The organism is Candidatus Methylacidiphilum fumarolicum (assembly GCF_949774925.1).
Taxonomy (GTDB): domain Bacteria; phylum Verrucomicrobiota; class Verrucomicrobiia; order Methylacidiphilales; family Methylacidiphilaceae; genus Methylacidiphilum; species Methylacidiphilum fumarolicum.
Genome location: NZ_OX458932.1, coordinates 239,297 through 254,360 on the forward strand (window position 1 = coordinate 239,297; position 15,064 = coordinate 254,360).

The following is a 15,064-nucleotide window of genomic DNA, read 5'->3' on the forward strand; positions in this document are numbered from 1 at the left end:
TCGCTAGATGGAAGGAATGGAGGCAATGAGTTTTTTGGTATACTCATCTTTTGGATTTTTATAAATTTCTTCTGGTGATCCTTCTTCCACAATCCTCCCTTTATTGAGCACAAGCACATAATCGCTAAGGTATTCGACTACAGCCAAATCATGAGAAATGAAAAGGTAGGAAAGGTTAAATTCTTGCTGTAGATCCATTAACAAATTAATGATCTGTGCCTGCACCGAGACATCCAGGGCACTTACAGGTTCATCACATATGATCAGTTTCGGTCCGACGGCTAAGGCCCGGGCTATGCCGATCCGTTGCCGCTGGCCTCCGCTAAATTCATGAGGGTATCGATACAGATGCTCAGCGCTGAGTCCGACTTTTTCGAGAAGCTCAACAATTTTTTCTTTTTTTTGTTTTTTCTCCATGCCTGGAAAGTGAATATCTAGAGGTTCTCTTAAGATCGATTCGATAGTGAGCCTAGGGTTTAGAGAGTTATGAGGATCCTGGAAAATCATCTGTATTTTTTTTCTATACGGACGAAATTGCTTTTGGCTTAGATTATGAATTGGCCTGCCTTCGTAAAGAATAGAACCTGAGGTTGGGTCTTGCAGTCTTACAATCGTTCTGCCTATAGTCGTTTTCCCGCTGCCGCTTTCACCAACGAGTCCAATGGTTTGTCCTTCTTTAATTGTAAAGGTCACATCGTCAACAGCCTTAACCCACTCTTTCGAACGGCCCAGTAGGCTTTTCCGAATTGGGAAATAGACTTTAAGGGAATTAACGCTAAGCAGTGGAGAGGAAGCAGTAGGTCCAGTCATAAGTTCAGGGAAGATTCTATCAAAGAATAATCGATAGCACGCAATCTTTTCCCTTTTTCTCCAAGTCTTGGAACACAATCAATCAAAGCCTTGGTATAGGGATGGGTAGGGGAATAAATCACTTTTTCAGTTGGGCCTTCTTCAACCACTTGCCCTCTGAACATTACCACCACCCGATCAGAAAAGCCTTTGACTATACCAAAATTATGAGTAATCAGCAAGACAGACATGGCCAGATCCTTCTGAATTTTAGCAAAAAGTTCTAGAATCTGTGCTTGGATGGTGACATCAAGGGCTGTAGTAGGTTCATCAGCAACAAGAAGCTTTGGTTTGCATAGCAGGGCCATGGCGATCATCACTCTTTGCTGCATGCCTCCGCTCAGTTCATGCGGATAGCTTTTCCAGACCCTCTGGCAATCAACGATCCCTACCTTTTGCAATACCTCTAAGCCAAGAACCTTTTTGTCTTTGAGATGAGGTTGGTGGAGTTCAATAGCCTCCAAAAGTTGAAAACCAATGGAATAGACTGGATTCAAAGAGGTTGAGGGTTCTTGAAACACATAAGCGATTTCTCCACCTCGATACTTTCGTAATTCTTTTTGCGACAGTGCCAAGAGGTCTACTCCCTCATAAAGAATTTTCCCTTTTTTGTATACAGCAGGCGGACTCTCCAAAAGTTTTGTCAAAGACAGGGCGGTCACCGATTTGCCACTTCCACTTTCCCCAACAATAGCAACCGACTCTGCCTTTTCTATTGAAAAACTTACCCCACGCAGAGCAGGGATTTCACCGGACTGAGTTAAAAAATGGACATGAAGGTCTTCTACTTGAAGAAGCATGCGTACTATATCCTATTAGGTTTAAACTTTTTTCCTTACTATCAATTAATACAAATTAGCCTCTTTTTGTTTGATAAATACGAAATTTTGGATCCACAAGGTCCCGAAGCACATCGCCTAGCATATTAAAAGCTACCACGGTTATCAAAATAGCAATTCCAGGAGTCAACAGCCACCAGAAATTAAGCATGAATACCTTCATATCCTGGGCTTGTGCTAGCATGAGCCCCCAGGAAGCAGAAGGTTCCTGAATCCCAAGGCCAAGAAAGCTCAAAGCTGCTTCTCCTAAAATATATCCAGGAATCGATAAAGCAGCCGACACAAGAAGATAACTCGCCAGGTTAGGTAGGAGGTGTTTGAGGAGGATCTTCACCGAGGATTGACCCAGAACAATGGCTGCATCGACAAAGGTTTGGGACCGTAGGGAAAGAACAAGTCCCCTAATCACTCTGGCAAATCCTGACCAACCAATGAAACTCAGTATGATGACGATAAGGAAGTAGACCTGAGCGGAACTAAACTTCACCCCAAAGATGCCTCTTAAAGCCAATAAAAGATAAAGAGCCGGTACGGCCATTAAAAACTCAGTCAGCCGCATCACGACATTGTCGAACCATCCTCCATAATAGCCCGAGAGCCCACCGATCAATAGGCCTAGAATCATGGTAATAGACACCCCAATCAGTCCGATACTTAAGGAAACTTGAGAGCCATACACTAATCTTGAAAAAACGTCTCTTCCCGTATTATCGCTACCCAACAGATAGACTCGATCCGGCTTATCCACCCCAAAAAGATGGATATCAGAAGGAAAAATTCCAAGCAATCGGTAGGCATATCCATGGACGAACCATTTCAGAGGACAGTAATCCCCCTCGATCACTTTATACATTGCTGACGATGGGTCTACATTTTTGTAACGTGCCACAACGAACCTAGCGGAGTGCCAATAAATTTTTGTCGGTGGATGATAGGTTTTCTTTAGATCTTGATCGGAAGGTTCGTAGGGTGCTAGAAAAGGGGCCAAAATCGCGATAAGATATAGAAACAAAAGGATAAGGCAAGCAGAAAGCCCAAAAGGATTTCTCAATAGTTCTTTAATATAAGATCTTTTCTCATTCATGATGGACGATTCGGGGATCGACCCAAGCCAAAAGAATATCGGCAATCAAATTCCCTAAAACTAATAAAAGACAACTAAAGACAACAGAACCTAAAACCACAAATTGGTCCTGTTTCATTAAAGCGGAATAAATCAGCTGCCCAATTCCTGGATAGTTCATTATGTTTTCCACTAAAAGAGAGCCGCTCAATAGTCCAGCAATAACATACCCAAAGGTACTTATTAAGGGGTTGATAGCATTCCGTAGCACATGCCGGAACATGACCGCATTTTCAGGAAGTCCCTTGGCTCTGGCCGTTAACACATAATCAGCACGGATCGCATCTAAAAAACTACCTCTCATTATCCGCATCATGTTGGCAACCCCTCCGATACCGAGGACAAGGGTGGGAAGCACCAGATGATAGGCTATGTCTACTAATTTGTCTATAGGAGAAAGAAAAGGATACTCTATGGATGTTAATCCTCCAATGGGGAACCAACCAGTGCGAGCGGCAAAGTAAACGGCGAGGAGGGCTAAAAAAAATTCCGGAAAAGAAATGGAAATGTAGGCTAAAAAGGAGCTGAGTCGATCTAATAAAGAATCTTTGTAAATAGCAGACAATACGCCAATTGGTATAGCAATACACCAGGCTAGCAATAGTGAACTGAGATTCAACAAAAGGGTGGCTTGCACCCTTTGCATCAGCAGCTCGATCACTGACATCTTATAAATCCAAGAATAACCAAAATCACCATGAAGAACGTTGTTTAGCCAAAGGAAATACCGTTCGTACCATGGTTTATCCAAACCAAATTTCTTTTCCAATGCTTCAATCATTTGGGGGCTGATATCCCTTTCAGCCTTCAAGGGGGTTAAATAGTTTGTTTGGGTCAAAGACATTAAGAAAAAAACCATAAAAGTGACTCCAAGCAAAAGAGGAATAAGAGCTAATAGTCTGCGGACGATAAATAAAATCATAATGATTGAAGATGGAAAAACCTAACAATAAGCTTTCTGACTTTAATCATCAACTGAAGTCGACAGCTTGCAGATTCATTAGTAAGGATTATGATAAAAAAGCTCTTGCATAAGATAAAAGAAAAAACACAATGTACAAGAATTTAGCTTATTTGGTTGTAATACTCTCATTGCTTTTCATAGGCCTCATCGTGAGCTTTTTTTCTATCATAGATGGCTATATTTCAAGTCAAGGGTTTAGAACATTTCTTTCTCGAAAAATCACCGAAGCCATTAAGGTAGAAGGGAGTTTTGAGCCATTGCATCTACAGGGAAATCTCCTCCTAACTGATAAATATACCGGTAGAGGAGAACCATCCAGTCCCATCGGAAGCATAGTCGGATCCAACATCGAATGCCAGCTTTTGCTACGAAAAATTTTTTCTGGTTCTTGGTACATAGAACAGCTCAATGTAAACACTCTAGAAATCGCCTTTAAAGAACAATTTCCTAAAGAACTTTCCACTGGCTCTCCAAATCCATCATTAGCCTCATATAGTGAAGCTGCCTCTCCGCATAAAGAAGCTTTTTATCAAAATTTGATCCCCAAAAAAGTGGAATTGAAGAAGATTGTCATCAACAACTGCACTTTAAAATGGCCTAAACAAATCGCTGGAGGGGGCAAGCTTTACAATATGTCCGTAGAGCTCTTAAAATCCTCTGGGACGGATATGTGGACAGCTCAAGGAAAAGGAGGACGTCTTACTTTCGGTTCTTTGGATCCACTCATAATAAAAGAGCTATTCCTAAAAATTTTTTCCGATGGACTCTATATCTCCAAGTGTGTTGTGGTTAGTGAACCTCATGGCCAGATAGAAGCCAATGGCGAATGGAAGTGGGCAAGCAAAGAAAAAAATATGGAATTGACTTTACACTCCCTGCCACTGCCCCTCTTTCTGCCTGCATCGTGGAAAGGAAAAATAGATGGGGATATCAATGGGAAAACTTTCTTAAGCCAGTCTCCAACAATGGAGACTTCTCTTGAGGGGACTATTTATTTGAAAAATGGAGTGATCGAAGCCCTTCCCTTGTTAGCTTCTTTAGCCCTTCTAGGGACAACAAACAGGCTACCTATTGATACAGGCAAAGCAACCCTTTTTATTTCAAAAAGCAAAACGGAACTTTCCAATATCGAAATGGAATGTAAAGGAAAAATCAGAATAGAAGGTCAAATCGAAGTGATAGGAGATCAACTTCATGGAAAGCTCTTTACAGGGATTAATCCAGGCCAACTTGAATTCCTACCTGGAGCTAAAGAAAAGGTTTTTTCCCAAGAAAAGAACGGCTATCAATGGACCACGGTGAATATTAGTGGCTCCCTCCAAGATCCTAAAGAAGACCTCAGCCCAAGGCTTACTGCAGCGGCCACAGAAACAATTAAAGAAAGTGCAGGTCAAATTATCCAATCGGCTCTCGATTTTATAAAAAAAATGCAAAAGAAAAGCCCTTCCAATTAATTTCCCTGGGAATATTCTTGGTGAAGAGTCCGACGTTCCCTGATAGATCCTTTTGGTCCATGATGGATAAAGATGCTTTTCCTGCCCTTGTTATACTGCTTACTGGGAGGGAAGAGTCAAAGCCTGCTGGATGCGCTGAATAAGCTGATAGGCCTGGGAGGTCAGTTGCGGGTTGTTTTCATCTTTTATAGCGTAGAGCTTTGGGAAAAATCTTATTAGATAAAATCCTGCTGGTACTCCGTCCTGAATCCACTGTGGATCGATTGCTAGGTTTGGGAAAAGAGGGGAGCTAAAGAGTTCTCCAGCCATAAATTCTCCTGCTTTGTTTAGCTTTCCCGAAGCAAGTCTGTATACCGTTAGTTTTGGGCAATACACGTTATTGGCTTCTCCCACAATCCAGACTTCCTTAACCTGGGTTGCTTCGTAGAGCTTCAAATGGAGGTCTATTTTTGTCAGGTTCTTATCCTTAATCAGTTCTTTGAATATGGGAGCCCATTTTGAGAGGTCCTTCTGCTTCCATAATTTTTTCTCATCCCCCACCACTACTTTTTCAAGATTGGAATAGGAAAGGATTTCCGCTACTAGATCAGGAGCCTCTACCGCATAGCGCTGTCCTCTTTTCCCTAGGGGTTGAATCGCTGTCTGTAGCCGCTCTCTACTAAAATAGGATAAATCTGGCCTATAGGACCGAAATCCAGGAACGAAGATTTCCCTTTCCGTTTCTACTCCATCAGGATTACCGTTGAGTGTGCTGTAATAACGGAGCATATCGCACAATCTACTTCGCTTGTTGTTATGAGTTTCATCAGATGCTGGGGACATTTCCAGTTCTCCGTATTCGTTGAGCAGGGCTGGGAAATCTTCTGGCAGTTCCAGATATTGCTCTATCGTTATGGGTTCGCCATCGGCCCTGGCTATTCTCCCACTAACGACTAGGCACTTAGGGAAATCTTCTGGTAGGACAGCAAGCCAGTCCTCGTTGAATGCTTCTGGAATTTCTAGTTCCACAAGGCCCTGGTTGAGTGTGGCCTCATCCGTAGGGTGCATGTCTTGACTATATCAGATAGTGACCTCTTTTTCATTTTTTTTCTGCAGCATGCTTTTCTGTTAGTGTGAACTTCTCTTCTTTCTCCATCCTTATTATACCGCTTACTGGGAGGGAAGAGTCAACGCCTGCTGGATGCGCCTAATCAACTGCTTGGCTTGTGCAGCTAATTCAGGACTTTTGTTTGCGTCTATGTCGTGGTCAAGTTTTGGAATAAATGAAAGGCGATAAAATTCTTTTGGTGCACCACTTTCGATCCACTGTGGATCGATTGCTAGGTTTGGGAAAAGAGGGGAGCTAAAGAGTTCCCCAGCCATAAATTCTCCTGCTTTGTTTAGCTTTCCCGAAGCAAGTCTGTATACCGTTAGTTTTGGGCAATACACGTTATTGGCTTCTCCCACAATCCAGACTTCCTTAACCTGGGTTGCTTCGTAAAGCTTCAAATGGAGATCTATTTTTGTGAGGTTCTTATCCTTAATCAGCTCTTTGAATATGGGAGCCCATTTTGAGAGGTCCTTCTGCTTCCATAATTTTTTCTCATCCCCCACCACTACTTTTTCAAGATTGGAATAGGAAAGGATTTCCGCTACTAGATCAGGAGCCTCTACCGCATAGCGCTGTCCTCTTTTCCCTAGGGGTTGAATCGCTGTCTGTAGCCGCTCTCTACTAAAATAGGATAAATCTGGCCTATAGGACCGAAATCCAGGAACGAAGATTTCCCTTTCCGTTTCTACTCCATCAGGATTACCGTTGAGTGTGCTGTAATAACGGAGCATATCGCACAATCTACTTCGCTTGTTGTTATGAGTTTCATCAGATGCTGGGGACATTTCCAGTTCTCCGTATTCGTTGAGCAGGGCTGGGAAATCTTCTGGCAGTTCCAGATATTGCTCTATCGTTATGGGTTCGCCATCGGCTCTGGCTATTCTCCCACTAACGACTAGGCACTTAGGGAAATCTTCTGGTAGGACAGCAAGCCAGTCCTCGTTGAATACTTCTGGAATTTCTAGTTCCACAAGGCCCTGGTTGAGTGTGGCCTCATCCGTAGGGTGCATGTCTTGACTATATCAGATAGTGGCCTTTTATCCATTTTTTTCTGCTGAGTGGCTCATCTAGATGTTCCCAGCTCTATAATGCTTTTCCTGCCCTTGTTATACTGCTTACTGGGAGGGAAGAGTCAACGCCTGCTGGATGCGCCTAATCAACTGCTTGGCTTGTGCAGCTAATTCAGGACTTTTGTTTGCGTCTATGTCGTGGTCAAGTTTTGGAATAAATGAAAGGCGATAAAATTCTTTTGGTGCACCACTTTCTATCCACTGTGGATCGATTGCTAGGTTTGGGAAAAGAGGGGAGCTAAAGAGTTCTCCAGCCATAAATTCAGCTATTTTGTTTAGCTTTCCCGAAGCAAGTCTGTATACCGTTAGTTTTGGGCAATACACGTTATTGGCTTCTCCCACAATCCAGACTTCCTTAACCTGGGTTGCTTCGTAAAGCTTCAAATGGAGGTCTATTTTTGTCAGGTTCTTATCCTTAATCAGCTCTTTGAATATGGGAGCCCATTCTGAGAGGTCCTTCTGCTTCCATAATTTTTTCTCATCCCCCACCACTACTTTTTCAAGATTGGAATAGGAAAGGATTTCCACCACTAGATCAGGAGCCTCTACCGCATAGCGCTGTCCTCTTTTCCCTAGGGGTTGAATCGCTGTCTGTAGCCGCTCTCTACTAAAATAGGTTAAATCTGGCCTATAGGACCGAAATCCAGGAACGAAGATTTCCTCTTCAATTCTAGCCCCATTAGGATTGTCACACTGCTCACAGTAAAATGATAATAGGCGAAACAGTGCATTACGCCTGTTATTATGAACGTTGTCTGAAGCTGGGGACATTTCCAGTTCTCCGTATTCGTTGAGCAGGGCTGGGAAATCTTCTGGCAGTTCCAGATATTGCTCTATCGTTATGGGTTCGCCATCTGCCCTGGCTATTCTCCCACTAACGACTAGGCACTTAGGGAAATCTTCTGGTAGGACAGCAAGCCAGTCCTCGTTGAATACTTCTGGAATTTCTAGTTCCACAAGGCCCTGGTTGAGTGTGGCCTCATCGGTAGGGTGCATGTCTTGACTATATCAGCTAGTGGCCTCTTTTTCATTTTTTTTCTGCAGCATGCTTTTCTGTTAGTGTGTCTTTTCTTTCTTGATGTTCCAGACATATAATAACATTGGTATTGTCTTTTCCCCCACGGCAAATCCTGGGATTTTAAGGTGTTTTCTGTAAAAAATAGATGGAAGTTTTTTTTCGTTGACGACTACGAGTGAATCTACGAATGTCTAAACTTTAAATAAAAAATGTGAAAAGGTTATTGCCACTTTGCGGCTTCTGAATAATATCAATAATGACATTGCGTATGGAAGAAGAAATTGAAAAACACAAGCTCATTGAGCAGTTCAGACTGCATGAAAAAGACACGGGCTCTGCCGTTGTTCAGATTGCTTTGCTTACAAATAAGATTCAGCGGTTAACAACGCATCTCAAAAAAAACAGCAAAGACCATAGTTCAAGAAGAGGACTTCTTCGGATGGTGAATAGGAGACGGAAGCTCCTGAATTATCTGAATCGAACAGAGCCGGAAAAGTATCGTGAAATGCTAAACCGGCTTTCACTGAGAAAATAACAAAGCTCGCTGTTTCTAGCTTCAGCCGTCGAGTGTAGACTCTGTAGATACTTATGCCAGAATATGTAAATGTAAAGAGAAATATTGGAGATCAGTCAATCATCTTTGAAACGGGCAAACTCGCAAAAATGGCTGATGGATCTGTGACGGTGTCCTATGGGGAAACGGCCGTTTTGGTAACGGTGGTATCTGTAACGGAATTAAAAGAAGAGCAGGATTTTTTACCATTACAGGTTGAGTATAGAGAAAAAGCGGCAGCAGCGGGAAGATTCCCAGGCGGCTACTTTAGAAAAGAAGGGAGGCCAACTGATAAGGAAATTTTGACTTCTCGAATGATAGATAGGCCCTTGCGCCCTCTTTTCCCAACAGGCTATTTTTACGAAACACAAATCTTAGGAACCCTGCTTTCAGCTGATGGACAAAATGACCCTGATATTTTAGCGATCAATGGAGCTTCGGCCGCTTTGATGCTTTCGGATGTGCCTTTTAACGGTCCGGTTGGGGCTGTGCGTATCGGTCAAATTGATGGTCGCTGGATCCTCAATCCCACGCATCGAGAAAGAGAGATAAGCGATGTGGATCTCGTTTATGTCGGTAGTGAACATTATCCGCTAATGATCGAAGGCAGTGCTAGAGAGTTTCCAGAAGAAGAATTTATCAAAGCCTTGGCATTCGCGCATCAGAGCATTCAAGATTTAATCTCTGCACAGAAAGAGCTTGCGGAAAAGGCGGGGAAACCTAAAAGGCAATGCGTCTTGTTTAAGGAGAATGTGGAAATAACGAAGTGGATAGCTGATCTATTTTCCCATCAAATTGAAGAAGCTTTGTATGTTCCTTCTAAGACTCTGAGACACAATAGCTTAGCAAAGATCAAGCAAGAAATTACTGAAAAAATTATTCAGAGCTTCCCTCAAGCTACTCCAATGGAAATTAGTTGGTCTTTTGATCTTCTTCAAAGAGAAATTTTCCGGAGGAATGTCTTAACGACACAGAAGCGGTGTGATGGTCGAGGACTTGAGGATATTAGACCGATTACAATTGAGACTTCTATTTTTCCCCGTTCCCATGGATCAGCCTTATTTTCTCGAGGAGAAACTCAGGCCCTTTGCATGGCAACTCTTGCTTCATTGAATGAAGCGCAGGAACTAGACGCTTATGGAGGAGGGGAACAGAGCAAGCGATTTTTACTCCATTATTTTTTCCCCCCCTTTAGTGTAGGAGAGGTAGGAAAAGTATTTGGTCAGAGTCGTCGAGAAATCGGACATGGCGCTTTGGCTGAGAGGTCTTTAGTGCCTGTAATTCCTTCAGAAACGGATTTCCCCTATGCTATTAGAGTAAGTTCTGAAATATTGGAATCGAATGGCTCCACGTCGATGGCAACGGTCTGTGGGGGGAGTTTGGCGCTAATGGATGCGGGTGTGCCTCTCAAAGCTAATGTCGCTGGGATTTCTGTAGGATTGGTCAAAGGTGGAGAGGATGATTTTGACTGGTCTCATTACTGTCTTTTGACAGATATCATTGGTCTTGAAGATCATTATGGGGACATGGATTTTAAAATAGCGGGCACTAAAAAAGGGATAACCGGCTTTCAGTTGGACTTAAAACTCAAAGGTATTCCTTTGGAGGTGATGGAAAAAGCTATATTTATGTCCAAGAGGGCTCGCCTGATCATACTCGAACACATGGATAAAGTCATTAATGTGGCTCGGCCAGAAATTTCAAAACATGCGCCACGGATAGAAAAGATAAAGATTCATCCGGATAAAATCGGTCTTTTGATTGGACCTGGAGGAAAGACTATCAAGAGGATTTCTGCGGAATCTGGGGCCGAAATCACTATTGAAGATGATGGGACGGTGTTGATTTACAGCTCTTCAGCAGAAAGTTTAGAAAGCGCAAGAGCGATGATCGAAGATATGGTTGGGGAAGTGACAGTAGGGGGATTGTATAGAAGCAAGGTTGTTTCGGTGAAGGATTTTGGATGTTTTATTGAAATAAAGGGAAAAGGAGAAGGATTGGTCCATATCTCTGAGCTATCGGATACACCGGTTCGCAGAGTGGATCAGGTGGTGAGAGTGGGAGAAGAAATTTGGGTAAAATGTATAGGGGTCGATGAGAAAGGCCGGTATAAATTCAGTAGGAAAGCGGCAATGAAAGAGCTGCAAGCCAAAGGAATTGGATAATTTCTGTTTGTGTTTATTTTATTACTATACAAGGAGGAAAAGTTATGGCACTGGCAGTTGGTAGTCTGGCTCCTGATTTTACCCTTAGTTCCAAATACCCAGAGGGAATTAAACAAGTTCATTTAAAGGAAGAGCTTGCTCAAAATAATGTCGTGTTGCTCTTTTTCCCAATGGCCTTTACTCCCGTTTGCACCCAGGAGATGTGCACTATGACCGCCTCTATCAATGAGTATGCACAGCTCCAGGCGAAGGTTTTTGGAATAAGTGTTGATAACCCTTTTGCTCAGGAAGCGTGGGCAAAGCATGAGGGGATCAAAATTCCTTTGCTTTCTGATTTGAACAAAGTGGTTTGCAAAGCTTATGATGTTTTGTTACCTGGCTTAATAGGTATTGGAGATGTGGCAGCCCGTGCTGTCTATCTTATCGATAGGAATCAGCAGATTCGATATGTGGAAGTGACTCCAACACCTCTTGAGTTGCCTAGCTTTGAGCGGTTAAAAGACGCCTTGAAGACTGTTGCTTCCCAGTAACTAAGAAAGCCATCCATTCTTTAGAAAAGGGATTTGTGCGTGGCTAATGATCCGCCTGTAAATCAATAATATAAACGGTGCTAAATGAAACGTTTTAGAATAGGAGTGCTGACAAGTGGAGGAGATTGTCCAGGACTGAATGCGGCTATAAGAGCCGTGGTGTGTTCTGCGGAGCTCCTTGGATGGGAAGTGTATGGGTTTATTGACGGATTTGAAGGGCTTATTTCACCGGTTCGGTATCAAATTTTACATGAAGAAGATACCCAGGGCATCGTTGCATTGGGGGGGACCATTCTTGGAACAACGAATCGAGGCAGATTCACAACAAAGACGGGGATTGGAGAGGTCTTAAGGTTGCCCAAACATCTCATTGATGAGGTTAAAGAGACCCTTGAGGGACTGGAAATAGGAGCACTCATTTGTGTTGGTGGGGATGGGTCTTTGACGGCTGCACAGCAACTATATGAGGAAAGAGTACCCATTGTGGGAGTCCCTAAAACTATTGATAATGACTTATCGGCAACGGATTATTCTTTTGGATTTTATTCGGCTGTGGAATTTGTGTGTCGAGCCATGGATAGGCTACGGACCACAGCGGCGAGTCATAGGCGGGTGATGGTTGTCGAGGTTATGGGCCGGTACACAGGATGGATAGCGCTCTATGGAGGGCTTGCAGGAGGGGCCAATGTGATATTGATTCCTGAAATACCATTCGAATACGAAAAAATAGCTTATCATATCCGCAGGCGAATTGCTGAGGGCAGCCATCAAACAATGATCGTCGTGGCCGAAGGGGCGCATCCCAAAGATGAACAGTATTATATTCTAGAGGAAGAAGCCAATATAAAGAAGGAAGCTCGATTTGGAGGCATAGGCAGGCATCTAGAAAAAGTCATCATGAAAATGACCGGCCAGGAAACTCGAGCTGTTGTCCTTGGGCATCTTCAAAGAGGAGGGGAGCCGACAGCCTTTGATAGAAACTTAGGCATGATGTTTGGAGCGGCTGCTGTCGATTTGATCAGAGAAAAAAGGTTTGGCTACATGGTCAGTTACAGGCATGGGAAGATTGGTTCTGTGCCTATTTATGAAGCTATTAAAGTATTGAAAAAGGTAGATTTGAACTGCTCAGAAATTAAGACGGCCAGGGCTCTTGGTATCTCTTTTGGTTGCGAATAGCCTTCTTTTTAATAAAGAGGGGTGATTTTCTTTCCCATCTAGTGTCAGGCTGGAACCGTTTCCAAAGGTAGAAAGGGTTATGTCCTTCTAAATATTGGCTTTTTTTTACTATGGTTTTGACAAAATGAATAATTATTTTAAAACAGTCAAATCAGCTTGTTCTGATCCGGACATCAATTGCCTCAAGAAATGGAGCGGTGGAGGAAGAGGGCTACCACCTTCTGCCAAACAAACGCCATAACTATAGAGGCTTTGAGAGGGGAAAGGGAGCAATGGATAGGAAGGTAAATAAAGAAGAGAGCAGGCTTTTGACTATATAACGGGGGTAGGGAGTGGGTCAGTGCCTTTAATGTGGAAACACCGTGAACGAATTCAAAGACTTTTTGGAGACGCTTAAACAGCCTGAGTATGTTCATGTGCTACTGAATCCTATACCGATTTATGGATTAGGGTTAGCGCTTTTGACTTTTATCATTGGCTCGGTAATGAAATCTAGGGGAGTGCAAGCGGTAGGGTTAGTGTTGATCATTTTGACTTGTGCCTCAGGCTGGCTTGTGGAGAGTTATGGAGAAGAGGGATATGATCGGGTCGAAGCAATGGTTTCAGACAAGGAGAAAGCCTGGCTTGATGCGCATAAGGAAAGAGGAGAGCGGGCAGTCTGGGTGCTTTATGCGGAAGGACTTTTTGCCGTTCTTTCTTTGGTGGCTTTGGGGATATTTCCTAAAGGAATGAATTTTTTAGGTACGGCAACTATTATCATTGGCTTTGCGGCGCTATTTATGACCATTTGGACAGGGCATGCTGGAGGCAAGATTAGACACAAAGAATTCTATGAAGGGCCTCCTCCTGGATATGAGAAAGCAAAACCGCAGGAGCCCAAAACAGATGCGCCTCTTCCTAAATTAGATTGATCACTGAAAGAAGTTGGCTTGTATAGTGGAGAGTGGTATAGAAAAAGAAAAGGGGCAGCAATGACTGAAAAGATTCAGCAGAAAACATCAAAAGTCAATTTAAGAACTCCAGAGGTAATGAACCTTGTAAAGGCGGAGGTCGAAAGCCATTATCGTAGCCCCCTTGTGGAATATTTGCGCACTACGGGTCGGTATCTTTCCGGAGGGGGTATTACAGTCAAACTAGCCAAGGCCTTTGGATTTTGTTATGGGGTCGAAAGAGCGATTGATCTGGCCTATGCCACCACAAAAGTATTCCCTACCAAACGGATCTATTTGCTTGGTGAAATTATCCATAATCCCGAAGTCAACGATCAGCTGACAGCTATGGGGATAAAAAGGCTGCAGGCCGTGCAAGGCCGGTATTCTTTAGATGGGCTCACAGCCGATGACGTAGTGATTATCCCCGCATTTGGTGCGGAAGTAGAAACGATGAAAAGAATTCAGCAGATAGGCTGTCAGATCGTTGATACGACTTGTGGGGATGTTATGACTGTCTGGAAACGAGTAAGACAGTATCGCAATGAAGGGGCGACTTCGATTATCCATGGCAAGGCTTGGCATGAAGAAACAAAAGCGACCGCTTCTCGAGCCATAGGAGAAGATGGTAACGGTCAATACCTTGTTGTTTATAACCTGGAAGAAACCGATTATGTTTGCAACTACATCCGTTACGGAGGGGATAAGCAAGAGTTTCTGCAAAAATTCAAAGGGGCTGTTTCTCCTGGTTTTGATCCCGATATCCATCTGCGTCATGTAGGGGTGGCCAATCAGACGACCATGATGCGTGGAGAAACAGAAGAGGTGCAACGTCGGATCTGTAAAGCCATAGAGGACAGGTATGGGAAAGAAAATCTTCATAAGCATTTTCGGTTCTTTGATACCATTTGTGGTGCGACTCAGGAAAGACAAGATGCTTTGTTGGATATGCTTGATCGGGAGAAACTCGATCTGTTGATAGTGGTGGGTGGCTATAACAGTAGCAATACGTCTCATTTAGCTGAAATTGGGGAGGGGAGGCTGCCAACCTATTTCATAAAAAATGCTGAAAAATTAATCTCATCCCAGCAGATTCGACATTGGAACTTGCATGAAGGCAGAGAAGTGATTACGGAAGGTTGGCTAGGTGAAGGAGAAATCAATGTCGGAATTACGGCTGGGGCTTCTTGTCCCAATAATTTGATCGAAGAAACAATTCAAAGACTCTTTGAACTCCGTGGGATTGGAGTCGAGTCCCTACTGGCTAACTCTAAGTAGAGTCTCAAAGGACAACAAAGGATGCG

Annotated in this window: 14 protein-coding genes; 7 read left to right on the plus strand and 7 right to left on the minus strand. The window is 43.3% G+C overall.

Annotation, left to right across the window (positions count from 1 at the left end):
* Positions 1-3: 3 nt before the first annotated feature.
* The 4 genes from QOL44_RS01080 to QOL44_RS01095 are packed head-to-tail and all read right to left on the minus strand — an operon-like array spanning position 4 to position 3,733.
* Entirely contained in the window at positions 4-810 is an 807-nt protein-coding gene (locus tag QOL44_RS01080) for an ABC transporter ATP-binding protein (protein ID WP_052312375.1), read from the minus strand.
* Positions 807-1,649, minus strand: coding sequence for an ABC transporter ATP-binding protein (locus QOL44_RS01085; protein WP_052312374.1), 843 nt, complete (start codon positions 1,647-1,649; stop codon positions 807-809). Before QOL44_RS01085 ends, QOL44_RS01080 begins: the two co-directional genes overlap by 4 nt.
* Positions 1,650-1,704: 55 nt before the next feature.
* Positions 1,705-2,772: an ABC transporter permease gene (locus tag QOL44_RS01090; RefSeq protein ID WP_009059842.1), complete on the minus strand. Its 1,068-nt coding sequence runs from the start codon at positions 2,770-2,772 to the stop codon at positions 1,705-1,707.
* On the minus strand, positions 2,765-3,733 hold the full coding sequence (locus QOL44_RS01095) for an ABC transporter permease (RefSeq protein ID WP_009059840.1): 969 nt from the start codon (positions 3,731-3,733) through the stop codon (positions 2,765-2,767). The genes QOL44_RS01090 and QOL44_RS01095 overlap by 8 nt, the downstream gene beginning before the upstream one ends.
* A 131-nt stretch (positions 3,734-3,864) precedes the next feature.
* Between QOL44_RS01095 and QOL44_RS01100 the strand changes: the two genes are divergently transcribed.
* Entirely contained in the window at positions 3,865-5,229 is a 1,365-nt protein-coding gene (locus tag QOL44_RS01100) for a translocation/assembly module TamB domain-containing protein (RefSeq protein ID WP_009059838.1), read from the plus strand.
* Between the two features lie 99 nt (positions 5,230-5,328).
* On the opposite strand, the gene QOL44_RS01105 is transcribed toward QOL44_RS01100, so the two are convergent.
* The 3 genes from QOL44_RS01105 to QOL44_RS01115 form a co-directional block, all read right to left on the minus strand.
* The gene (locus QOL44_RS01105) at positions 5,329-6,276 is read right to left on the minus strand and encodes a Uma2 family endonuclease (RefSeq protein WP_045086409.1); all 948 of its coding nucleotides are present in this window, start codon (positions 6,274-6,276) and stop codon (positions 5,329-5,331) included.
* A 102-nt stretch (positions 6,277-6,378) separates the two neighbouring features.
* Complete coding sequence (locus QOL44_RS01110) at positions 6,379-7,329, minus strand: Uma2 family endonuclease (RefSeq protein ID WP_045086408.1); 951 nt, start codon at positions 7,327-7,329, stop codon at positions 6,379-6,381.
* A gap of 105 nt (positions 7,330-7,434) precedes the next feature.
* Positions 7,435-8,385 (minus strand): Uma2 family endonuclease, encoded by a 951-nt coding sequence (locus QOL44_RS01115; protein ID WP_045086407.1) that lies wholly within the window; start codon positions 8,383-8,385, stop codon positions 7,435-7,437.
* Between the two features lie 290 nt (positions 8,386-8,675).
* Between QOL44_RS01115 and rpsO the strand changes: the two genes are divergently transcribed.
* The 6 genes from rpsO to QOL44_RS01145 all read left to right on the plus strand — a co-directional run bounded on the left by rpsO (position 8,676) and on the right by QOL44_RS01145 (position 15,038).
* Complete coding sequence (gene rpsO / locus QOL44_RS01120) at positions 8,676-8,942, plus strand: 30S ribosomal protein S15 (protein ID WP_009061537.1); 267 nt, start codon at positions 8,676-8,678, stop codon at positions 8,940-8,942.
* A gap of 53 nt (positions 8,943-8,995) precedes the next feature.
* Positions 8,996-11,125: a polyribonucleotide nucleotidyltransferase gene (locus tag QOL44_RS01125; protein WP_009061535.1), complete on the plus strand. Its 2,130-nt coding sequence runs from the start codon at positions 8,996-8,998 to the stop codon at positions 11,123-11,125.
* A gap of 44 nt (positions 11,126-11,169) precedes the next feature.
* The gene (locus QOL44_RS01130; RefSeq protein WP_009061534.1) at positions 11,170-11,655 is read left to right on the plus strand and encodes a redoxin domain-containing protein; all 486 of its coding nucleotides are present in this window, start codon (positions 11,170-11,172) and stop codon (positions 11,653-11,655) included.
* A gap of 84 nt (positions 11,656-11,739) precedes the next feature.
* Positions 11,740-12,831: a 6-phosphofructokinase gene (locus QOL44_RS01135; protein WP_009061532.1), complete on the plus strand. Its 1,092-nt coding sequence runs from the start codon at positions 11,740-11,742 to the stop codon at positions 12,829-12,831.
* Positions 12,832-13,193: 362 nt separating this feature from the next.
* Entirely contained in the window at positions 13,194-13,742 is a 549-nt protein-coding gene (locus QOL44_RS01140) for a hypothetical protein (protein WP_009061528.1), read from the plus strand.
* Positions 13,743-13,802: 60 nt separating this feature from the next.
* Complete coding sequence (locus tag QOL44_RS01145; protein WP_009061526.1) at positions 13,803-15,038, plus strand: 4-hydroxy-3-methylbut-2-enyl diphosphate reductase; 1,236 nt, start codon at positions 13,803-13,805, stop codon at positions 15,036-15,038.
* Positions 15,039-15,064: the final 26 nt, after the last annotated feature.

Coding starts and splice junctions, on each gene's coding strand:
- QOL44_RS01080 (WP_052312375.1), bottom strand. CDS start 810: ATGACTGGACCTACTGCTTCCTCTCCACTGCTTAGCGTTAATTCCCTT.
- QOL44_RS01085 (WP_052312374.1), bottom strand. CDS start 1,649: ATGCTTCTTCAAGTAGAAGACCTTCATGTCCATTTTTTAACTCAGTCC.
- QOL44_RS01090 (WP_009059842.1), bottom strand. CDS start 2,772: ATGAATGAGAAAAGATCTTATATTAAAGAACTATTGAGAAATCCTTTT.
- QOL44_RS01095 (WP_009059840.1), bottom strand. CDS start 3,733: ATGATTTTATTTATCGTCCGCAGACTATTAGCTCTTATTCCTCTTTTG.
- QOL44_RS01100 (WP_009059838.1), top strand. CDS start 3,865: ATGTACAAGAATTTAGCTTATTTGGTTGTAATACTCTCATTGCTTTTC.
- QOL44_RS01105 (WP_045086409.1), bottom strand. CDS start 6,276: ATGCACCCTACGGATGAGGCCACACTCAACCAGGGCCTTGTGGAACTA.
- QOL44_RS01110 (WP_045086408.1), bottom strand. CDS start 7,329: ATGCACCCTACGGATGAGGCCACACTCAACCAGGGCCTTGTGGAACTA.
- QOL44_RS01115 (WP_045086407.1), bottom strand. CDS start 8,385: ATGCACCCTACCGATGAGGCCACACTCAACCAGGGCCTTGTGGAACTA.
- rpsO (WP_009061537.1), top strand. CDS start 8,676: ATGGAAGAAGAAATTGAAAAACACAAGCTCATTGAGCAGTTCAGACTG.
- QOL44_RS01125 (WP_009061535.1), top strand. CDS start 8,996: ATGCCAGAATATGTAAATGTAAAGAGAAATATTGGAGATCAGTCAATC.
- QOL44_RS01130 (WP_009061534.1), top strand. CDS start 11,170: ATGGCACTGGCAGTTGGTAGTCTGGCTCCTGATTTTACCCTTAGTTCC.
- QOL44_RS01135 (WP_009061532.1), top strand. CDS start 11,740: ATGAAACGTTTTAGAATAGGAGTGCTGACAAGTGGAGGAGATTGTCCA.
- QOL44_RS01145 (WP_009061526.1), top strand. CDS start 13,803: ATGACTGAAAAGATTCAGCAGAAAACATCAAAAGTCAATTTAAGAACT.